Raw genomic sequence first — 21,108 nt, forward strand, 5'->3', positions numbered from 1 at the left:
GTGAAGGCTGGTGCTATGAAGCAGAAACCTAAGTCGTAGCGTCCTCGTTTTTGAGGTCTCCTCAAAAATATGGACGGGCGCGTGAGGTTTAGGAATCCCCGTGCCTTTGGGTCGGGGAGGATGTCAATTTAAACTGCTTACCGCTCGTTCTTACGCTTTTGTCCCCTCCCCTTTCAAAAAAATAAAACTCCCGCGAACTTTGCACCCAGGAACGCAATAGGTAGCAATACTTACAGAAAATAATGGTAAGTCTGCCAAAATCTGGAGAACTTCAGAAAGTGATTAATGCGAAACAGAATACCCTGTTGTCGTGCTATTGCTCCTAAATTCTGTCTTTTCGCAGAGGGCAGTTTTCTGAAGTTGGGCTTACAATATTAAGAATGGTTAAATTCTGTATTTAACTCTTGACTAAAGTACGCCCTAACCCATTAAACCCGACCGGTGAGGTTTTCCAGTCTATGAACGCATTAATCCCTAACGTTCGAGTCTCCCCCGAATCTTTAGCGATCGCGTTTTTCCAGCGCTCTCACGGGCAATGGAAATCCCAACGACGCTACTACACCCTACAAAGCGAAAAAGTAGAAGAAGTTGAAAGCTTCTTAAGCGTCTCTTTTCTCGAAGCAGGGAGTCCCGAACTTATCGAGTTAGCTGCGTTGCACGAACTCGAAGATTTAGCCTTTGTTGCAGGGGCGAAAACCACCTGGGAAAGTAACTATACCGGTACGCAGCGCAAACCCAGCAAAGGTTCGACCGTCTTTGGCGTAAAGGACAATATTTTATACCGCGATCGCGGATTTGCCACAACCAAACCCGTCACCGCTACATTCTCCTTCATCAATGCCGACACCATGACCCTACGAACCGAATACAAAGGTTCCTTGTTTGAGGAAGAACTCAAACTCATTGGAGAACAGTATCGTACCCGTCAAACCATTATTTCCCGCGCGGGAGAACAGCTAACCATCGGTCAATACTTAGAAAAGCGGATCGGGTAAGGGCATCAGGAGAGGTAACGAGTGGAGAAGAGCCTGTTAATCGCTAAAAGATCGCATTCTAGGCTTGTTTGACAGAAGCAGTCGATTCGCTATTCACTATTCACTATTCACTATTTACTATTTACTCTTGACCTAGATGTCTGATTCTCAAGCGATTAGCCAAGCGGTTGCCAAACTCTACAATACCTTTCCTTTCCCCCCCGATCCGCTCTCCGACGAGGCACCGCCGGGATATAACTGGCGTTGGAACTGGCAAACAGCTTACAACTTTTGTACCGGACGCAAACCGGCGCGGGAGGCGGTTCGCATTCTCGATGCGGGGTGCGGGACGGGTTCGGGAACGGATTATTTGATTCACCTCAACCCGCAAGCGGAAGTCGTCGCGATCGATTTGAGCGAGAAGGCGCTGGAAGTGGCACAGGAACGCTGTCGCCGTTCTGGGGTATTGGAAGGGCGCGAGAAACCCGTACAGTTTTTGCAGATGCCGTTGGAAGAGGCGGTAGCGTTGCCGGGAGAGTTCGATCTGATTAATTGCGTGGGCGTGTTGCACCATCTGCCGAATCCGGTTAAGGGGTTGCAAGCGATCGCGTCTAAGCTCGCTCCCGGCGGTTTGCTGCATATTTTTGTTTATGCTGAGTTGGGACGCAGAGAAATTCGTTTGATGCAGGAAGCGATCGCGCTGTTACAAGGCGATCGGCGCGGCGATTATACTGACGGCGTGAAAGTCGGTCGTCATTTATTCAGCGCCTTACCACAAGATAATCCGATTGTCAAGCAAGATCGGGAGCGATGGTCGCTAGAGAATCATCGGGACGAAGCCTTTGCAGATATGTACGTCCATCCCCAGGAGATCGATTACAACATCGAGACATTATTCGATCTAATCGAGACTTCGGGGTTGACATTTTTGGGATTTTCTAACCCGCAGTTTTGGCAGTTGGAGCGGTTAATTGGGGCAGATGCGGAATTGATGGCCAGATCTGAGCATTTGGGAGAACGCGATCGCTATCGCCTCGTCGAACTGCTGGATCCGAGCGTCGCCCATTACGAGTTTTTCTTAGCGCGTCCGCCTTTAGAGATTAGCGATTGGTCCGACGACGAAGCGCTGCGGCGAGCGATTCCAGAACGCAGTCCTTGTTTGGAAGGGTGGCCGAGTCGCAATATTTTTGATTTTAATTACCAAATTGTGAGTTTGTCTGAAGCTGAGTTTGCTTTTCTGGAGGCTTGCGCGCCGGAACGAGGGGCAAGCGTTGGCGAATTGTTAGAAGCAACGGGCTTGGATTTGGAGGGGGCGCGATCGCTGCAACAGCGACAACTGATTCTGCTTGCTTGCTAGAGTTGGCGAGAAATTTAGAGATTCTTAAGAATTGTCACGCCACTGTGATAAGATTGCTTTTGGCTTGGCGAGCGATCGAGTCATTAATCCGATTGACAAACGCGCTTTTGCATCGTGAATCCGTCTAACTCATCGACTGAACCAACACCCCAGACGAGCGATCGAGAAAATACTTCGGCCTCCACCGCAGGAAACTCGATGGAAGAGTTCTATCAATTGCAGCAAACATTGTTGCGAAGCACTCTGATCGTCACCGCGATCGTTTTTATAGCCGTCTGGCTCTTTTACTCCCTCAACACTGCGTTTAATTACCTCGTAGGAGCCTGTACGGGAGTGGTTTATTTGAAACTGTTGGCGCGAGATGTCGAGCGTTTGGGGTCGAGCCAACAGCGCCTAGGAGTCAAAGGATTAGCGCTTTTTAGCGTCCTAATTATTGTCGCCAGTCGCTGGGGGCAATTGCATATTATCCCCGTCTTTTTAGGGTTTCTGACTTATAAAGCCGCGATTATCGTCTATACCGTGCAGACCGCAATTTTGCCTGCCGATGATAGATAGATAACGAGCAGTGTTGGGGAACGATCGAATCGCAAAATTTGGAGATTGAGGTAAATCTCGCGGAATGGAAATTTTAGATAGTTTGAACCTTCTCAATTCAGTGCCACTGGCTTCTTTGGAAGTTGGCAAGCATTTTTATTGGGAAATTGGAAACTTCCGAGTTCACGGGCAGGTCTTGCTCGTCTCCTGGTTCGTCATGGGGCTGCTCGCGATCGCCTCGATCGCGGCAACTCGCAACATTCAACGAATCCCCTCGGGAATGCAAAACCTGATGGAATCCGCCCTCGAATTTTTGCGAGAACTCGCTCGAAATCAACTGGGAGAAAAAGACTATCGCCCTTGGGTTCCCTTTATCGGGACGCTATTTTTATTTATTTTCGTCTCGAACTGGTCGGGCGCGCTGATTCCCTGGAAACTCGTCGAGCTTCCCGAAGGAGAATTAGCTGCTCCTACCAATGATATCAATACAACGGTAGCGCTAGCCTTGCTCACCTCCTTAGCGTACTTCTACGCCGGACTGAGCAAAAAAGGATTGGGATATTTCGCCAGCTACATCGAACCCATTCCGGTCCTCCTGCCGATTAAAATCTTGGAAGATTTTACCAAACCCCTCTCCCTAAGTTTCCGTCTATTCGGTAACATTCTTGCGGACGAATTGGTGGTAGCGGTGCTGGTGTTCCTCGTGCCTTTATTTATTCCCTTACCGCTCATGGCTTTGGGATTATTTACCAGTGCCATCCAAGCGCTCGTGTTTGCCACCTTAGCCGGGGCTTACATTCACGAAGCGATGGAAGGACACGGCGAAGAAGAACACTAACGCGCCTTCCGAGCAATCGTTATCTGGAAGCGCTAAAGTTCCTACCTTTAGGAGTTGAGCCACCCTAGAGCGCTAGAATTCAAACGGCAAAATTGCCAGTTGAAATCAGCCGCCCGATAACGCATCCCGGCTTGCGAGAACCGCCCTCGCACTTTGGGAGTTAATAAAGACTCCCCAAACTCAATAAATTGTCCGAAAAGGCAATTTTTTTAAACCACTCAACTTTAGTTCTGTAATCTCAAAGGTAAAGACGCAATATGAATCCTACAGTTGCTGCCGCTTCAGTAATCGCCGCCGCATTAGCAATTGGTTTAGCTGCTATCGGCCCTGGCATCGGTCAAGGTAACGCTTCCGGTCAAGCTGTCGCCGGGATTGCTCGCCAACCCGAAGCAGAAGGCAAAATTCGCGGAACGCTGCTGTTAACCCTCGCCTTCATGGAATCCTTAACCATTTACGGCTTGGTCATCGCCCTGGTGCTGTTATTTGCTAACCCCTTCTCGTAAGGTTTCTCAACGCTAACCATTGTAGAGTCGCGATCGCTCGTGACTCTACAAAGATGTCGAGTCCAAAGATGGATTTGTGAAATAAATGTTTGATTTTGACGCAACGCTGCCGGTGATGGCAGTGCAATTTTTGCTCCTCGTCGTAATTCTCAATGCCCTCTTTTACAAGCCCTTGGGTAAAGTCCTAGACGAACGAGCCGAATACATCCGTAAAGAAAACGCTTCGGCGCGCGAGCGCTTAGAGAAAGCGAAAGCTCTAGAGAAGCAGTACGAGCAAGAATTAGTGGACGTTCGTCGCAGAGCGCAAGAGATCGTCGCCAACGCCCAAGCTGACGCACAAAAGATCGTCACCGAGCAAACGCAAGCCGCTCAGAAAGAGTTGCAAGCCGAACGGGAAAAAATCGCCCGGGACATTGCCGCTCAAAAAGACCAAGCGTTTGGGGCGCTGGAAGCACAAGTTGATGCTCTCAGCCGTCAGATTCTCGAAAAGCTCGTGGGACCGGAGTTAGCAAACCGCTAACCCCTCGGTATGACCGTAAATAAACTAAGTGGGGATCGATGAGTAATATTTTATACCTTGCCCATGAAGGGGGGTGGGGTCTCAACTTTAACATTTTTGAAACTAACCTGATTAACCTGGGAATTTTAGTCGGGTTATTGCTGTACTTCGGTCCTAAATTTATCAGCAAAGCGCTCGACGAACGACGCGCGAGGATCGAAGGAGAAATTAAAGAAGCTGAAGGGCGCGCCTCCGATGCGGCAGCTTCTTTAGCCGACGCTCAACAGAAGCTAGCGCGGGCCCAAGCTGAAGCCGAAAATATTCGCAAAGCTGCCGAAGAAACGGCTAAAGCGGCTAAGGATAAAGTGTTGGCCCAAGGCAAAGCTGAAATCGAGCGATTGAAAAGCGGTGCGGCACGGGACACGCAAACCGAACAAGACCGCGCGATCGCAGAATTGCGCGATCGCGTTACCGCCCTCGCCCTCGAGCGCGTCGAAGCCCGACTGCAAGAAGTTCTCGATGACTCCGCCCAAAGCCAACTCATCGACCGCAGTATCGCCCAATTCGGTAACTAGGAGGTCGTATGAAAGGGAGTTTATTGAGCAGCGAAATTGCCGAGCCTTACGCTCGCGCGCTGATGGATGTCGCGCAATCGACCAATTCCACGGATGCTTTAGGCGAACAGATACGCGGTTTGGTCGCCCTGATGGAAGAATCGCCGGAATTGCGCGATTTTGTCGCCAATCCCGTCGTCGATGCGGAAGCCAAAAAAGCCGTACTGCGCCGGGTATTAGGAGAAGGAAGCAATCCTTACCTGAGTAACTTTTTAATGTTGCTCGTCGATAAACGTCGCGTCGCGCTCGTCGATAAGATTCTGGAGCAATTCCTCGCCTTATTGCGAGAATTAAACAAAACCGCTCTGGCTGAAGTAACAGCGGCTAAAGAACTGTCCGAAGAGCAAAAGCAGCAAATTATCGATCGCGTCAAAACAATGGCGGGTACCGACTCGGTTGAAATTAAGACAGCGGTCGATCCCGATTTAATCGGTGGGGTCATCATCAAAGTTGGCTCTCAAGTCGTGGATGCTAGCGTCCGAGGACAACTGCGGCAGATGACCCAACGCTTAAAGGGCAACGCATAAACGCAAAAAATTGTCAAGTTTTTTCAGCAAAACTCGCAATCTTAAAATCCACAATCCACAATCCACAATCGATCTATGGTTAGTATCAGACCGGACGAAATTAGTAGCATTATTCGTCAACAAATTGAATCCTACGAACAAGACGTAAAAGTTGCCAACGTTGGAACAGTGCTGCAAGTCGGCGACGGCATCGCACGCATTTACGGCCTCGACAAGGCCATGTCCAGCGAACTGCTCGAATTTGAAGACGGCACCATCGGTATCGCGCTGAACCTAGAAGAAGATAACGTCGGTGCGGTGTTGATGGGCGAAGGCTTCGGCATTCAAGAAGGCAGCAGCGTTACAGCCACCGGCAAAATCGCATCCATTCCCGTCGGCGATGCCTTTGTCGGTCGCGTCGTCGATGCCCTCGCCCGTCCCATCGACGGCAAAGGCGACATTACCGCCAGCGACAGCCGCCTGCTTGAATCCGGCGCGCCCGGGATTATCGCCCGTCGTTCCGTATGCGAACCGATGCAAACCGGGATTACGGCAATCGACGCAATGATTCCCATCGGTCGCGGACAGCGCGAGTTAATCATCGGCGACCGTCAAACCGGAAAAACCGCCGTTGCTGTCGATACGATCCTGAACCAAAAGAGCGAAGATGTAATTTGCGTTTACGTCGCGATCGGTCAGAAAGCTTCTACCGTCGCCCAAGTCGTCGGCGTACTCGAAGAACGCGGCGCGCTCGACTATACCATCGTCGTCGCGGCTAACGCCAACGACCCCGCTACGCTGCAATACCTCGCGCCTTACACCGGAGCCGCTTTAGCCGAATACTTCATGTACAAAGGCAAAGCCACCCTCGTAATTTACGACGATCTTTCCAAGCAAGCGCAAGCCTACCGTCAAATGTCGCTGTTGCTGCGCCGTCCCCCCGGACGCGAAGCTTATCCCGGCGACGTATTCTACCTCCACTCCCGCTTGCTGGAGCGCGCCGCCAAACTCAACGACGAACTGGGCGGCGGTAGCATGACGGCGCTGCCGATTATCGAAACCCAAGCCGGTGACGTTTCGGCTTACATTCCCACCAACGTCATTTCGATTACTGACGGTCAAATCTTCCTTTCTTCCGACTTGTTTAACGCCGGTTTCCGCCCCGCGATTAACGCAGGGATTTCTGTATCCCGCGTGGGTTCGGCCGCTCAAACCAAGGCAATGAAACAAGTGGCCGGGAAGTTGAAGTTAGAATTGGCGCAGTTCGCTGAAATTGAAGCGTTCTCGCAATTCGCTTCTGATTTAGACGCAGCCACCCAATCGCAACTGTCGCGCGGACAGCGCTTGCGCCAAGTTCTCAAACAGCCCCAATACAGCCCCTTATCCGTTGCCGAACAGGTGGCGCTGGTGTATGCGGGTTTGAACGGCTATCTCGATGATATCGAGGTTGATAAAGTCACGGACTTTGCTGCCGGACTGCGCGAGTACCTGCAAACCAGCAAGCCCAAGTACGGTGAAAGCGTCGGCGCTGAGAAGAAACTGAACGACGAAGCCGAAGCAATGCTGAAAGACTCGATCAACGAGTACAAGAAAACCTTTGCCGCTTCTGCGTAAAGGAAAATCGGAAGTAACGGCAATCGGAGCGATTGAATTAAGGTCCGATTGCCCTACTTTTAGCTAAAAGCCGAACTTTTAAATTTAAAATCCGAAAGATGCCCAATCTTAAAGCGATTCGCGATCGCATTCAGTCGGTCAAGAATACCCAAAAAATTACAGAAGCCATGCGCCTGGTGGCAGCGGCCAAGGTGCGTCGCGCCCAAGAACAAGTGATTGCGACTCGTCCTTTTGCCGATCGCTTGGCCGAAGTCCTCTACAATTTGCAAAACCGCTTGCAATTTGAAGATGTATCTTTGCCGTTACTCTCGCAGCGTCCGGTGCGTACTGTCGGGCTGTTAGTAGTGTCGGGCGATCGCGGTCTCTGCGGCGGTTACAATGGCAACGTTATTAAACGCGCCGAAATCCGCGCCAGAGAACTCGAAGCCGAAGGAATCGCCTATCAGTATATCCTCATCGGACGCAAAGCCGTTCAGCACTTCGAGCGTCGCAATGCCCCGATTTTGGACAAATACACCAACCTCGAGCAAATTCCTAAATCGGAAGAAGCCGCAGAAATTGCCGACGTACTTTTATCGGCATTTCTATCGGAAACTGTCGATCGCGTCGAACTGATTTACACCAAATTCGTTTCCTTAATTAGTTCTCGCCCCGTCATTCAAACCCTGTTACCTTTAACTACCCAAGGTTTAGAAGTTATGGATGACGAAATTTTCCGCCTCACCACGCGCGGCGGCGAATTTCAAGTCACCCGGGAGAAAGTCGCAGCAAAACCGATTCAACCTTTCCCCAAAGACACGATTTTCGAGCAAGATCCGGCGCAAATTCTCGATGCGCTCCTGCCGTTGTATTTGAACAACCAATTGCTGCGCGCCTTACAAGAGTCGGCAGCTAGCGAATTGGCAGCGCGGATGACGGCGATGAGCAACGCCAGCGATAACGCCAGCGATCTCGCCTCGAACCTCACGCTATCTTACAACAAAGCCCGTCAGGCTGCGATTACTCAAGAACTGCTCGAAGTGGTTGCCGGTGCTAACGCGCTGTAATTAATGTTCGCGAGTCTTGGGTTCGATCAGAGAAATATTCGTTTTTAAAACTCTTCCTTTTATTTTAAGGGAGAGTTTTTTGTTGCGATCGGCTTGTTAATTTCTCGTCTATCGAACTTACGCTAGGGTCCACGTGCACAGCTTCGCGCCTCCATAGGCGCTCGATGTCATCGAACTCACGTTGCTAAACAGGAAATTGCAGCATGAATAATTATTTGACGCAATAACCTAATTATCTCAAGCTTATAGACTTTCTGATTTTGCTGCTAACTTTAAACTTAATAATTCATACTCGTGCTTTTCCTTATTCAGAACAGTAGATACAATTGAATACTCTTGAATAGTAGCTACATAAACCACACTTTTACTAATAGTTTCTACATCTTTCATAGCTGAATCTGCTATAAAGCATTTGTATTTTTTCTTAGAGCCGACTTCTTGTAAAGTCAATATTTTCCTACTATAATTAATATGAGTCAATTTTACATTTACACAAATTTCTGTTTCTGCTCTTAACTTAGTATTCTTGATAACATCAAGAACTTCAAATACAGTTTCTTGTTCTATTTCTCCCATTTGTACCTTTTGACCAGGAGAAGCCCAATCTATGTGTAATTTACTGATGCCAATTTTAGTTAAAGCTGTTAAAAACTCCGTATATTTAAAAGCTGTTTTCTTTTTTAATACATTTAATTTAGCTGGCAATTCTTCTGTATTTGCCCCAAGATTTATTAACTCGATAAATTCTTTTAAGCATTGCCCTAAGAAAGACTCTCCTAAACCTAAACTATCTTCTTCATATACAGTTCCTTCCAGGCGCATTCCAAATGAGCCACTAAATACACCAGACATCACAACTTGAGTCTTTTGCTTTACTTCATGTGGTATGATATGGCTTTCTGATTTTCCTAGCTTGATTTGACCGATAGCATCAATTGTTTCTTGTAATGAAGATAAAATTAACCCCAAATTACCGACAGGAGCTTCTGTAATTTCTTCTTCGGGAAAATGTAAAGTAAAATCAATTATTTCCCTTCTTTTTTGAATGGAAACCGTTTCAAGATTATTACGCTCGCAATTATCTTCAGATTGAATAACTTGCCCTAATTCTGGCAAATATTCATCTGGAATTTCATTGCAATTAACAGTTTCTACAACAACGTTTGTCCCTTCTTCGTGAGGAATTTTTACATAATATACAAAACCATCTTCTGTATTGTTAAATATATCTCTAAGCTCAACTTTACCCCGAACTACGTTTTGAAATCTAGATGAAGACATGGGAGCATATAACCATATCTCAGAAACATCAGAACTATCTACACAAATTACAATAAAAATCAATCCAGATTTGTTTTTACAGGAAAACAATACTGGCTTGTCATAAAAGTCGTAGACTTCTATAATATCAATCTGTCCTAATATTGTTCGTTCCGGCAAAAAGCTCATGTTTATAACTTATGTTTTATTAGAATCTTCTTGTTTTAGATCGATTATCTCAAACACCTTATAAGGTTTTGTATTCTCTGGTATCCACCAAGTATGATGTGATTTTTCATTCTTTGAGGGAGTATGTTGTATTCTTCCCATTTCTTCGCTCAAACTACCCTTAGCTATTTTCATCTTTTTAAAACGCGGAATTCTCATAGATAGATTTTTTGCATCATCCAATGATGAATGAATTGATAAACCATAGGCTTGACATTCGGGAATACTCGTAGGGCATTCCTTCTTTGGATTTTCTTGTCGCCAAGATAAGAAATCTTTTGGTTGGGGTGTTTCATGAGCCTTGTTAATAAACCTGTAAAACTCTCCCGATGCAATATCAGATTGCGATGGAGGACAGTCATCGGGAAAGTGTTTTGAATACATTATCCTTTGTTTTGTGGATATAAAACAATATTAACACTTAAACAATTGTTACAGTTAAACTAAAATAAGCGATTCCCTATTGCCATATTTGATAGCCGTAGCTCCTGAAGTTAGGACGAGGTACTTAAAGCCATTTGTCTCTCTCGGCTTTGATAATGTGTTAAGCAAGTTGGTTAGCGCTATAACTAAAACTTTACCAGTAGTAATATGACAAATAATGTGTCAATCGACAACAATATATGGAGGATAGGGAACTCGAATCCCTGACCTCTGCGGTGCGATCGCAGCGCTCTACCAACTGAGCTAATCCCCCAGGCTCCGAACCGAGTACCGATTCAAAAAGTCCAGCATCCTCTATTTTAGCACTTATATTGCCCCAGAGCGAGCAAATACGTCTTGGATGCGATCGAGTTCGAGATCGGCTAGGGAATCGATCGTCCAATTGCTGCACCGTTGCAGCATATGAAACGGGTAAGTATTGGCAATGCCTACCGCTTGCATTCCGGCGCTTTTTGCGGCTTGCAGTCCGGCGAAGGTATCTTCAATCGCCAAGCAATTTGCCGGTTCGAGGGCGAGGGCGGGAAAAGCGCGGTTGAGGCGTTCGACGGCGAGGAGATAGCCGTAAGGATCGGGTTTGCTGCGCTTAATTTCGTCGCCGCCGACAATGATGCTAAAGTAAGAAGCTAGACCGGCGCGATCGAGTACCCAAGCGGCTTCGGAGCGAACTGCACCCGTCACTAAACCGATCTTTAACCCCGCTTGTTGCAATTGTTGGAGGCAGTCGGCGACGGGATAAATCGGCAGCGTTTCCAGGCTTTCGAGGCGCTGCCGATATAATGAGGTTTTGAGGTCGATCAGGCGTTTGAGGGTTTTATCGTCGGCAACGCGCCCTTGTAAGGCAAGGAGATTGGTCAAGCAGGCGCGATCGCTCTGACCCAAGCAGGATTCTCTATAATTGCGGGGCAGAATGCGTAAATTTTCCCCCAACAAGATTTCACTAATTAACTCCGCGTGAATGGCTTCGTCATTAATAATGACCCCATTGAAATCAAATAAAACCGCTTTTAAAGTCATTCCAGATCGCTGCTTATGCAGGCGCAAAACCTTCTATTGCTTCGGGAAACGCATCGCCGATCGTTGAAAAAGTCGTCCTTGCGAGGGGCTTGATTCCCCGCGAGGCTTGATGAACTAACCAGATATCTTGGGTTTGTACGGCTTCAAATCCGATCGCGCCCATCCAAGCATCGACACTTCCCCGAGCGTATTCTTTAATATACGGTTCCTCGAAAACATTTGTCAGCCAATCGCTATGACGCAATAGCTTTTGGTTGCCATCGAGAATCAACACTTGTCCGTTCGGTTTCAGCAGTCGGAATGCTTCTCGTAAAATCTCACGAGAGATGCGTTCTGGGGTTTCGTGGAAAAGTAAGGAGGCGGTGACGAGATCGAAGGACGCATCGGCAAATCCGGTGGCTTCAGCGAGTCCGTGCTGCCAGTGGATTTTTGAACCGGCGACGGCAGCTTTATGGGCTGCCATAACCAGCATATAGGGCGATAAGTCCAATCCGATAATTTCAGCGCGGGGGAAGGCTTTTTCGAGTAGGAGAGTGGTAGAACCCGTACCGCAACCGAGATCGAGAATGCGTCGGGGTTCGCCGCCGATGCTGTTAATCGCGTCTTGGCGAATCCAGGTTTCGTTAGGGGGCAGTGCGTACTGAGTGATGGGATCGTAAGATACCGCAGCACCGGAATTTAAGTAACCGCCTTCGATACCGTGGAAGTTTTGGGAGCGATAATATTCAGGATAGGTGAGGTTGGGTTGACAGAAGCGATCGCTCTCGGCTTCCCAGTCTTTACTCTGGTAGAATCGCCGCAATTCTTCTTGGTCGAGGAAGGAGAGGACAATAGGCTTAAGAAAGCTTTCCCACAGGGTATCTTTACGAACGGGCATAGCGTGCGATCGGGTAAAAGAATTTACATCTTTAAGCATTTTAGTTTTTCACGAGCTACAGCGCCACCTCAAGAGACGGTTAATGTTAGATAAGCTTGACAAAAAGCTTAAGTTGCGCATTGCTCGGCTAAGAGGATTTCAGGGGGAGGGTAGGCATTGCCGTTTGCGGCTGACTGCCGTTGAAATGTCCCAAATTTAGCGATCGCTAAGAACTAAAAAGTGTTTACTCTAACAGTAGAGTTTCACGCTTCTGAAGTGTTGCGCTCTAACGGTTCGCAGTTCGTTCATCAGTAACAACGCATCTCTATTCGCAGTATTTTTGATAAGTCGCTATGTTCAGAAAGGTTCTTTTTGCCGTGATGGGCTTAGCCCTCGCCCTACTCCTCAATTCGCTGCTGTTAACGCCTGCGGATGCTGCGGTTCCCGTTGCGGATGTTTACAATTGGGGTTACGCCAATCTCGGCAGCAATCAACGGGTTTGCCAGAAGATAGCCTTTCAGCCCCAAATGCAAGCTTCTTCCACCTCTTCCGGGCAGCAACCCGTGCAAATTCGTTCCGAAGTTGTCGATAATCGCTACTGCGCCCATCTTCCCAAGGTTAGCCGTTAGCGCGTCGCTGTACAAAAATCGGGGTTTCTGGAGATGTCTATTAGCTAATGCCGTAACCCGTATGTTGGCGCATATAAGGCGGATGAAAAGCTAAAATAATGTTCTCTTTAGGAACCCCTGCCGCTACGAGTTCATCGGTAATCCCATCTTCAATTCCATCGCGGTGAATCCAAATTTTACCCTCAATAATTTCGACATGGACGACACAACCATGAATGCGGCGATCTCCATCCCACCCGGCATTCATAAGGACGAAATTATTGCGATCGCGGTCTACAATAAATTTGCTCTCTATTTCGCCATGTCCGAAGGGAATGCGATGATGGGCTTCTAGGATTTTATAAAGAATGTTTCGATATTCTTCTACTCTATCCATTCTGCAACCTCTGCGGTTTTGGCGTTAAATGTAATTAATTTTAAGTGTTGCTCCTCAATCACCATTTGTGCAATTTCTTCTTGAAAAAAATCGAGATAAACTTCAGCAGGAATTGCCAAATAGAGAACGCGATCGGGTTGAGAACGTTTGAGACCATCTCTGTACAAAATATATTGACCTAGGGCATTTTCTAAGTCATTAACAGGAGAGGGGTTCAAAAAGCTCTTGACTTCAACTGCAATTTTACGTCCCTCTCGTTCGGCAACGATGAACTTTTCTGCACTGAAATCGATGTATACCGAACGAGAGCCAATTGTCAATCGAAATAATTCATCTGTAATTGTCCATCCATCTTTTTCTAAAGCCTTTTTAACCGTGTCGTGGTAGACATCTTTAGCCATTATCTCGATTTCAACGTCGCCCTTTACAATTAAAGCTCGAAAATCCCCGACTGAAACGCTCGCGATCGCTATCGCGTTTTAACTTCGCCATTCTCCTCGCGCGCCGCCCGTTCTTCCTGCTGTTGGCGATCGCCTAATTTCCGCCCCAGCCAATGTACGAAGTTATCGATGTAAGTAAACAGTACCGGAACCACAATCAACGTTAACAGGGTTGAGGTACTAAACCCACCAATCACCGCAATTGCCATCGGCGATCGCACTTCGCCATCCGCGCCGATTTCCAAAGCAATGGGAACCATCCCCGCAACGGTAGAAAGAGAAGTCATTAGAATCGGGCGCAAACGCGAAACGCCTGCCTGTACCACTGCCTTAAACTGCGGCATTCCTTCCTGTTCGGCGGCGAGGGCAAAATCCACGAGTAAAATCGCGTTTTTCGTCACCAATCCCATCAATAAAACGATGCCAATTAAGGCAAATAACGCGAGTTCTTTTTGCGCCACCATTAGCCCCAATAATGCCCCGCCCACCGATAGCGGTAACGCCGACAAAATCGCCAAAGGATAGAGGAAATTGTTGTAGAGTAGCACGAGGATTGCATAGATTGAGATAATCGCAAATCCTAACGCCGTTCCGAAGCGGGTGAAAACATCGCGCATGATCTTCGCATCGCCCGCCGACTCCTCAGAAACATCCGCTGGGAGGGATTTCATCGCCGGAAGCGCGCGAATTTGACTCATTGCGCTGCCCAGGGAGAGTCCGTCGAGGTTGCCTTCTAAGGTGACTTGGCGGCTGCGGTTGAAGCGTTTAATTTCAGCGGGACCGCTGCCCAAACGGATATCTGCGACGGCGCTAATGGGAACGAGGCTACCGTTCGCGCCGGGAACGCGCAAGTTTTCCAGCGTTTCCAGTTTTTCCCGTTCGTTCGTAGCGATTTTGATGCGAATTGGGATTTGGCGATCGCTCAAATTAAACTTGGCGAGGTTCGAGTCGCTATCGCCGATGAGGGCAAGGGAAGCTGTCCGCGCGATCGCTTGTACCGATACGCCTAAATCTGCCGCCCGTTGTGGATCCGGCGTAATCACGATTTCCGGTTTCACCAAACTCAAACTCGAACTGACTTCGACTAAGCCAGGAATTTCCCGCATTTGTTTTTCCAACGCATCGGAGGTTTGACGCAAAGATTCCGGGTTCTCGCCTTTAAGGACGAGGGTAACATCTTTGGCGCTACCCCCGCCGCCGCCGCTGCGAAAGGCAAGACGCGCGCCGGGAATGCTGGCAAACTCCGTTCGCATCTGCTTTTCAAACTCGCGCTGATGGATGCGTTGTTCTTTAGGAACGAGGTTAACGAATACCGAAGCCGCATTGACGCTGGTCGCGCGGGCAAGGACGCGATCGACGGCTGGATTGGCTTGCAGCTTGCGATTGAGTTCCTGCATCACTTCCGTTGTTTCGTCCAACGTCGATCCCGGGGGTAATTCCACCATTACCGTACTCACGCCCGTATCGCCGGAATTAAATAACCCTTTCGGGATAAAAGGGATCAGTTGCAAACTGCCGATAAAAAACGCGATCGCGATTAACAACGTTACAATCCGATGCCGCAAAGCCCAAGTTAAAACAGTACGATACGGCCCAGACCTGCGAATATGCGAATGCTGGTAACTCGTGGCAAACTCTTCTTCCCCGCGATTCTGTGCTTCCTTCTTCGGTTTCAACCAATAGGCACTCAACATCGGCGTAACTGTCGTCGCCACCAAGGTTGAAAACATCGTCGAAACGGCCACCGTTACTCCAAACGGCTGAAAAAACTGCCCCGGAACGCCGCCCATAAACGCCACCGGCAGAAATACCGCCACAATCGTCGCCGTTGTCGCCACTACTGCTAAGCCAATCTCGCGCGCCGCATCCCACGCCGCCCGATAAGGACTCTTACCCATTTGCGCGTGTTGGTCGATATTTTCCACCATACAAATCGCGTCGTCCACCAAATTCCCAATCGCTAACGCCAAACCCAACAGCGTCATCCCATTGAGGGTATAGCCCAACGTCTTCATCACCAGAAAGGTAGGAATCATCGACAGCGGAAGCGCTAAGGCGGTAATCAACGTTACGCGCCATTCCAACAAAAAGACACCGACAACAATGACAGTTAAAAGACAGCCAATCCAAATTGAATCAATAGTTGCTTTATACGTCTCGCGAATCGCCGTCGCGCGGGTAAAGGTTAACTCCAACTTCACATCCTGCGGTAGTGTCTTCTTCAACTCCTCCACCGCCGCCGTTACGCCATCCGCCACCGTCACCAAAGTGCTGCCCTGACTCCGCAATACCGAAAAACCCACCACCGGCTTACCGTTCAAAAAAGCGGCCTGACGCGCATCTGCCGAACCATCCTCAACTTTCCCCAAACTGGTGAGGGGAACCGTATCGCCGTTCGGTAACTTAATTAAATACCCCTGCAAATCCTCGAGGGTTTTCGCGCTACCCAAGGTTCGCACATTCTGTTCGCTGCCCCCAATTTCCGCCCGTCCGCCGGGAAGGTTAACGTTGAAGGCGCGAATTTGGTCGTTGACTTGGGTTGCCGTAATCCCGTAGGCTTGGAGGCGCGCCGGATCGAGATCGACACGAATTTCTCGGTCAACGCCGCCGACTCGTTCGACTTGGGCAACGCCTTTAACGGTGAGGAGGGAACGCGCGATCGTGCGATCGACTAAATCGCTTAATTCTTCGAGCGATCGCTTCTCGCTTTGTACCGCATAAGTCATAATTGAACCCGATGCAAATTCGAGGCGTTGAACGATGGGTTCGTTAATATCTTGGGGCAGAGAAGTGCGAATTTGACTGATTGAATTCCGCACGTCGTTTGTCGCTTCGTTGCTATCCGTTCCTAGGGTAAAATTAATAACGGTAGTCGAGCGTCCGTCGCTGACAGTTGAAGAAATATCTTCAATATTTCCCAGTCCGGCAACGGCATCTTCAACCTTTTTCGTGACTTGAGTTTCGAGTTCTTGCGGCCCCGCACCGGGTTGCGCGATCGTCACCTGAACCGCAGAAATATCGATGTTAGGCTGCTGATCGATTCCCATCGAACGGAAGGAAAAGAAACCGACGATGCTGAGAATCAGGAATAAGACAATCGTGGGGACGGGGTTTTTAATCGACCAGGAGGAAACGTGGAAGGACATGGGGAGGGGTTGCGGTAGGGCAGACTCGAGGTTGTCAGATTTTCTTAATAATACTTAAAATTGAGGGCGACTGGCGATGTAATAGCGCAGTTCTGGATGAGCGCATTTTACCCAAAAAGTCAAGCTTCGCCGTAACTTAACCCTCGCAAAGACGAATGGTCATTCACCCTACATTTACTAATGATGCCGAAAAAGCCAAGTTAATTGAGATGACGAAAGATGCGATAGTCGTTGCGCCAGCTTCAATTGATTGGGAAGTTGGTAATGCTTTTTCAGCGATGCTTAAACGTTCGCGCATCGATCTGCAACAAGCTATTGAAGCCATAGAGGTTTATCAAGAAATTCCGTTGGAGATCGTAGAGATTGACTTAAAAGAGGCAGTCCGATTAGCAGCAAAGTTTAATATTTATGCTTATGATGCGTATATCCTTCAATGCGCTATCGAACATCGTTTACCACTAATATCATTAGACAAAAATCTGGTTGAGATTGCTAAACGTGAGGGGATTCAAGTCATTGAGGTGGAGCCGTCATGATCTACTCTTATTTTCAAGCGCAAGAACGACTTTCATCTTTATTAGAAAGAGCCTTAAGTGAAGGTCAAGTCAAACTCAGATCTCGAGATGGGCGCGTATTCATTATTCGTCCGGAGCAACCTATTAAATCATCGCCCTTTGAGGTAAGAAGCCTGAAACTTCCCATTAATAAGGCAGATATATTAGAAGCCATTCGAGAAAGTCGAGCCAGGTTTTAGTTTGTGACGGTTTGCTATTAATTGAAAGCGCTAAGTATTTAAGCAAAATAAATTACTAATACCAATTTAAGATTGCGCTGCCTAGAATCAACCCTCCTAAATTCTCAGGATAATCGGTGCGTTACGCTTCGCTAACACACCCTACTTTTCATTCTATGCAGCTTCATATCAATCTGGTATAACTTGCAAATCCTGAAACCCTTGAATTTCCTAGCTTTTGGCTTATGGCGATGTGTAAATAATTTTGCCTGAGTGCTTAATTTTTAATTTCCACCCGATCGCCTTCTTTCAAATACGCCGCACCTTTAAGAACGACGCGATCGCCCGAACTTAAACCACTTTCAATCTCTACCTGTCCGTTGGGAAGGATTTTGCCCGCCTTTACAGTTTTCGCCTTCACGGTATTATCCGGTTGAACGACATACGAGATCGCGCTGCCATCGGATTGCGGCAAAATTGCAGCCGTGGGTGCAGTAAGCCCTGTCGCCGCAGAAGTCACGATCGCGGCGCGCAAAAACATTCCGGGTTTCAAACCGGGCGCATCAGCCAGGTCCACTTTAACCGTGGCTTGGCGCGATTGCGGATCGATGGTGGGATCGATTTCGCGCACCGTCCCGTTAAACTTCAATTTACTATCCGCATCGGAGGAAAGTTGCACGCTTTGTCCGGGGCGGATTTGCGCGAGTTGCGTTTCGGGAACCTTGAGTTGCACTTCCAAGCGTCCGTTTTGAATCATCTCGAACAGCTTTTTAGAGGAAGAAGTGAGATCTCCCACATAAGCGCCGCGCGTGGCGATTTTGCCGCTGGCGGGCGCGACGACGCGAGTTTCGTTAAGTTGACTGGTGACGAGTTGCACTTGTCCTTTAGCTTGGGCGAGTTGCGCTTCGGCTTGGGCGATGGTTTCCGGGCGCGCCCCGGATTCGACTTGAACGAGTTGCTGGCGCGCTTCCTGGAGGCGGGCGCGGGCTTGGGCGAGGGCAGCTTGGGCGTTGCGTTCGATGTTAAGGACTTCATCGAGGCGATCGCGCGCGATCGCTCCTTCTCCTTGCAAAAAGCGGTTGCGCTGCGCTCTTTGCTGCGCTAAATTTAAATCCGACTCGGCTTGCGTCACGCCCGCTTCGGCGCTGCGAACGCCCTCTCGCGCCCGCGCTACTTCCTCATTGCGACTCCCCGCCCGCAGTTCGGCAACCCGCGCTTCCGCTTGGGCAACTCCTGCTTGCGCTTGCGTCAGTTGTGCTTGCAAGGTTGCATTGTTGAGGCGTACCAAAGTTTGTCCCCGTTGAACGAAATCGCCTTCCGCCACTAAAACTTGTTCGATCTTCAATCCAGTCGCTTGTGCCATCACGGGTAACAACTCGAAGGCGGCGACGGTTCCCGTAGCTGCTAAGGTGCGGCTGACGGAGGCGAGTTTAACTTCGGCGATAGTAACGCTTTGGGCGGGGGCTTGGGATTTTTGAGTGGCAGGGGCGGGAGTTACCGTTTTTGGTGCTGTTTCTCGTTTGGCGAGGAGTTGACTGCCGCCGAAGGCTAGCCCGACTCCGAGTAGCATTCCTAGTAAAATGCCACGACTGCCCGCATACCAAGGAAGTTTTGCGGGTTTTGGCGACTCTGGAACGAAGGACGGCAAGGGCTGAAGCTCGATGCTAAGCGCTCGATTTTCGAGCTTGGTTGCGCCATTACCGTTTTGAGTCGATTTTCTTTCTGGGGCGTTGAAATCCACGATTTTCTCTATGGGTGCTATAGGAGCGGGGTTATGTAACAGTTAGTTAAAAGTTTTAAGACTTATTTCTTTATGTCTTAATAATACTTAAAAAAATGACGCAGCAGTCTACCTCTCGCGTTTTTCTGTTCATGCACACTCCACTGATAAAGTCAACCCCCATATCGCAGAAATTAGACCAGTTTTTAGTGTGGCACAAACCAATGTTGTTGCAGGGGGAGGCGTTCGGAGGGGCAGCACTCACCCAAAAGACTTGTTAATTCAATGCTTCGAGGATGTAGCGTTGATTCTTTAGACGCAGACGAGGGTTCTTCTGTTCCCACCCAATCGAGAAACTGTCACCATTTTCCTTGGGATTCTTAAGAGCATCTCGTTACGATTGTAATTGAAAAGAGACAAGTTTTTACGGGGAGATGAAGGGAAATGCAAAAATCAGTTACTTCTCAAGATCATAGTAGCGCTTGGATTCTCCAAACGTGGGCATCTTTTATTATTTCTATTACTGCAATGGGCATCGGTATTGTTTATTTGCCCGTTGATAATTGGACGAAAGGGTATATGGGAATGGGGTTGGTATTTACGGTAGGTTCGACGATGAGTTTAGCGAAGACGACACGCGATATTCACGAAGGTAAAAAGATTGTTTCTAAAATTGAAGAAGCCCGCGTTGAAAAAATTCTCAACGATCACAGTCCTTTGCGTTAAATCTTTGTTGGAGGAAAAAAAATTGAACTTTTTTTTGTAAGGGTGTAGCACAACTACGCCCTTACTTATTTTGCTCCATTTTAAAACAATTAACGTAACTTAAAGGAATCGAAGAAACGATCGCCATCTTGCGGATAAGTTGTTTTACTCGGAGCGACGGCGGTTAATAAATAAAGGCGATTTTCGACTAAATACATTCTGGCTTTAATATACCCTTCAGCCCCTTCAACTTCGATTTCTCTGCCGAGGTAATTATTAATTGCGATCGCGCGATTGCTCAGTAATTTACCGCTAACGACTCCATTGGCGACAAAATCTTCTAAAAAGCGATCGAGAAAAGTTCTGGCTTGTTCGTTCGTAGGCGTACCATTAAAAACTTTATAAAACGCACCATATCCTAGCGGACTGTTGGTAGACTCCCAAATGTAAGCTCCTGTTTCTAATCGCCGCGTTGCTACATCTGCTGGTTCGACTTGTTCGTTAGGAACTCCAGGAAAATCAATACTGAAGCGTCCTTGAGGTGCGGTAAATGCTTGCCAATTGCCGGGACTGACTGCCGATTCGGGAGGTTTAGGCGCTTCTGGGGGTGTAGGGGTTTCCGATTCGGGAGGTTTAGGCGCTTCTGGGGGTGTAGGGGTTTCCGATTCGGGAGGTTTAGGCGCTTCTGGAGGTGCAGGGGTTTCCGATTCGGGAGGTTTAGGCGCTTCTGGGGGTGTAGGGGTTTCCGATTCAGGAGGTTTAGGCGCTTCTGGAGGTGTAGGGGTTTCCGATTCGGGAGGTTTAGGCGCTTCGGGGGGTGTAGGGGTTTCCGATTCGGGAGGTTTAGGCGCTTCTGGGGGTGTAGGGGTTTCCGATTCAGGAGATTTAGGCGCTTCCGGGGTTGTGGGAGTTTGGGCGATCCGCAAAGCGGATCCCTGCGGGGGCGCGGAGTTAATATGATGAGGATAGAATACGATCGCGCTGCGTGCGGGAACGCCAGCCATAGCAAGCCAAAGCGATGCAATTGTAACCCCGGAAAGTCGAGCAAACATGATGATTGAAGTCAGTTTAG

23 protein-coding genes and 1 tRNA gene are annotated in these 21,108 nt (G+C 48.5%); 14 read left to right on the forward strand and 10 right to left on the reverse strand.

The features are described from left to right. The first annotated feature begins 458 nt into the window (after positions 1-458). The 10 genes from H6G50_RS19345 (at position 459) to H6G50_RS19390 (ending at position 8,485) form a co-directional block, all read left to right on the forward strand. A complete protein-coding gene (locus H6G50_RS19345) occupies positions 459-995 on the forward strand; it encodes a phycobiliprotein lyase (protein WP_190719982.1) in 537 nt (178 codons plus the stop codon). Between the two features lie 136 nt (positions 996-1,131). Further along, a complete protein-coding gene (locus H6G50_RS19350) occupies positions 1,132-2,331 on the forward strand; it encodes a class I SAM-dependent methyltransferase (RefSeq protein WP_190719985.1) in 1,200 nt (399 codons plus the stop codon). Between the two features lie 114 nt (positions 2,332-2,445). After that, positions 2,446-2,886 (forward strand): ATP synthase subunit I, encoded by a 441-nt coding sequence (locus H6G50_RS19355; protein WP_190719987.1) that lies wholly within the window; start codon positions 2,446-2,448, stop codon positions 2,884-2,886. A 64-nt stretch (positions 2,887-2,950) separates the two neighbouring features. Then, entirely contained in the window at positions 2,951-3,703 is a 753-nt protein-coding gene (gene atpB, locus H6G50_RS19360) for a F0F1 ATP synthase subunit A (protein WP_190719990.1), read from the forward strand. 257 nt (positions 3,704-3,960) lie between these two features. Next, positions 3,961-4,206, forward strand: a complete 246-nt coding sequence (gene atpE / locus H6G50_RS19365; protein ID WP_190719993.1) for an ATP synthase F0 subunit C — start codon at positions 3,961-3,963, stop codon at positions 4,204-4,206. An 85-nt stretch (positions 4,207-4,291) separates the two neighbouring features. Further along, complete coding sequence (locus H6G50_RS19370; RefSeq protein WP_190719995.1) at positions 4,292-4,726, forward strand: F0F1 ATP synthase subunit B'; 435 nt, start codon at positions 4,292-4,294, stop codon at positions 4,724-4,726. 38 nt (positions 4,727-4,764) lie between these two features. Then, complete coding sequence (locus H6G50_RS19375; RefSeq protein WP_190719999.1) at positions 4,765-5,280, forward strand: F0F1 ATP synthase subunit B; 516 nt, start codon at positions 4,765-4,767, stop codon at positions 5,278-5,280. An 8-nt stretch (positions 5,281-5,288) separates the two neighbouring features. Further along, a complete protein-coding gene (gene atpH / locus H6G50_RS19380) occupies positions 5,289-5,846 on the forward strand; it encodes an ATP synthase F1 subunit delta (protein WP_190720002.1) in 558 nt (185 codons plus the stop codon). Between the two features lie 75 nt (positions 5,847-5,921). Then, a complete protein-coding gene (atpA, locus tag H6G50_RS19385) occupies positions 5,922-7,439 on the forward strand; it encodes a F0F1 ATP synthase subunit alpha (protein ID WP_190720005.1) in 1,518 nt (505 codons plus the stop codon). Positions 7,440-7,537: 98 nt separating this feature from the next. After that, entirely contained in the window at positions 7,538-8,485 is a 948-nt protein-coding gene (locus H6G50_RS19390) for a F0F1 ATP synthase subunit gamma (protein WP_190720007.1), read from the forward strand. Positions 8,486-8,728: 243 nt separating this feature from the next. Here the strand turns inward: H6G50_RS19390 and H6G50_RS19395 are convergent, their stop codons facing one another. The 5 genes from H6G50_RS19395 to H6G50_RS19415 all read right to left on the reverse strand — a co-directional run bounded on the left by H6G50_RS19395 (position 8,729) and on the right by H6G50_RS19415 (position 12,308). Next, on the reverse strand, positions 8,729-9,934 hold the full coding sequence (locus H6G50_RS19395; RefSeq protein ID WP_190720010.1) for a DUF6575 domain-containing protein: 1,206 nt from the start codon (positions 9,932-9,934) through the stop codon (positions 8,729-8,731). 9 nt (positions 9,935-9,943) lie between these two features. Next, positions 9,944-10,357 (reverse strand): hypothetical protein, encoded by a 414-nt coding sequence (locus H6G50_RS19400; RefSeq protein ID WP_190720013.1) that lies wholly within the window; start codon positions 10,355-10,357, stop codon positions 9,944-9,946. Between the two features lie 240 nt (positions 10,358-10,597). Further along, positions 10,598-10,670: transfer RNA gene (locus H6G50_RS19405), tRNA-Ala, on the reverse strand. 53 nt (positions 10,671-10,723) lie between these two features. Further along, positions 10,724-11,431, reverse strand: a complete 708-nt coding sequence (locus H6G50_RS19410; RefSeq protein ID WP_190720016.1) for an HAD family phosphatase — start codon at positions 11,429-11,431, stop codon at positions 10,724-10,726. A 13-nt stretch (positions 11,432-11,444) separates the two neighbouring features. Further along, positions 11,445-12,308, reverse strand: coding sequence for a class I SAM-dependent methyltransferase (locus H6G50_RS19415; protein ID WP_190720019.1), 864 nt, complete (start codon positions 12,306-12,308; stop codon positions 11,445-11,447). Positions 12,309-12,640: 332 nt separating this feature from the next. Here H6G50_RS19415 and H6G50_RS19420 point away from each other — a divergent pair, with 332 nt between their 5' ends. Next, on the forward strand, positions 12,641-12,916 hold the full coding sequence (locus H6G50_RS19420) for a hypothetical protein (RefSeq protein WP_190720021.1): 276 nt from the start codon (positions 12,641-12,643) through the stop codon (positions 12,914-12,916). A gap of 40 nt (positions 12,917-12,956) precedes the next feature. On the opposite strand, the gene H6G50_RS19425 is transcribed toward H6G50_RS19420, so the two are convergent. From H6G50_RS19425 to H6G50_RS19435, 3 genes are all read right to left on the reverse strand, one after another. Then, complete coding sequence (locus tag H6G50_RS19425; RefSeq protein WP_190720024.1) at positions 12,957-13,292, reverse strand: XisI protein; 336 nt, start codon at positions 13,290-13,292, stop codon at positions 12,957-12,959. Beyond that, positions 13,280-13,693 carry a XisH family protein gene (locus H6G50_RS19430; RefSeq protein ID WP_199303251.1) on the reverse strand — a complete coding sequence of 138 codons (414 nt, stop codon included), beginning with the start codon at positions 13,691-13,693 and terminating at the stop codon, positions 13,280-13,282. Before H6G50_RS19430 ends, H6G50_RS19425 begins: the two co-directional genes overlap by 13 nt. A 68-nt stretch (positions 13,694-13,761) precedes the next feature. Further along, positions 13,762-16,878 (reverse strand): efflux RND transporter permease subunit, encoded by a 3,117-nt coding sequence (locus tag H6G50_RS19435; RefSeq protein WP_190720027.1) that lies wholly within the window; start codon positions 16,876-16,878, stop codon positions 13,762-13,764. Between the two features lie 155 nt (positions 16,879-17,033). Here H6G50_RS19435 and H6G50_RS19440 point away from each other — a divergent pair, with 155 nt between their 5' ends. After that, positions 17,034-17,414 carry a type II toxin-antitoxin system VapC family toxin gene (locus H6G50_RS19440; RefSeq protein WP_190720030.1) on the forward strand — a complete coding sequence of 127 codons (381 nt, stop codon included), beginning with the start codon at positions 17,034-17,036 and terminating at the stop codon, positions 17,412-17,414. After that, positions 17,411-17,632, forward strand: coding sequence for a type II toxin-antitoxin system Phd/YefM family antitoxin (locus H6G50_RS19445; RefSeq protein WP_190720033.1), 222 nt, complete (start codon positions 17,411-17,413; stop codon positions 17,630-17,632). Before H6G50_RS19440 ends, H6G50_RS19445 begins: the two co-directional genes overlap by 4 nt. A gap of 256 nt (positions 17,633-17,888) precedes the next feature. On the opposite strand, the gene H6G50_RS19450 is transcribed toward H6G50_RS19445, so the two are convergent. Next, positions 17,889-19,352: an efflux RND transporter periplasmic adaptor subunit gene (locus H6G50_RS19450; RefSeq protein WP_347239968.1), complete on the reverse strand. Its 1,464-nt coding sequence runs from the start codon at positions 19,350-19,352 to the stop codon at positions 17,889-17,891. 423 nt (positions 19,353-19,775) lie between these two features. Between H6G50_RS19450 and H6G50_RS19455 the strand changes: the two genes are divergently transcribed. Further along, positions 19,776-20,057, forward strand: coding sequence for a YiaA/YiaB family inner membrane protein (locus H6G50_RS19455; protein WP_190720035.1), 282 nt, complete (start codon positions 19,776-19,778; stop codon positions 20,055-20,057). 89 nt (positions 20,058-20,146) lie between these two features. Here H6G50_RS19455 and H6G50_RS19460 read toward each other — a convergent pair whose 3' ends face one another. Continuing rightward, positions 20,147-21,088 carry a hypothetical protein gene (locus tag H6G50_RS19460; RefSeq protein ID WP_190720038.1) on the reverse strand — a complete coding sequence of 314 codons (942 nt, stop codon included), beginning with the start codon at positions 21,086-21,088 and terminating at the stop codon, positions 20,147-20,149. Between the last annotated feature and the right edge of the window lie 20 nt (positions 21,089-21,108).

Source organism: Oscillatoria sp. FACHB-1406 (assembly GCF_014698145.1).
GTDB lineage: Bacteria > Cyanobacteriota > Cyanobacteriia > Cyanobacteriales > Spirulinaceae > FACHB-1406.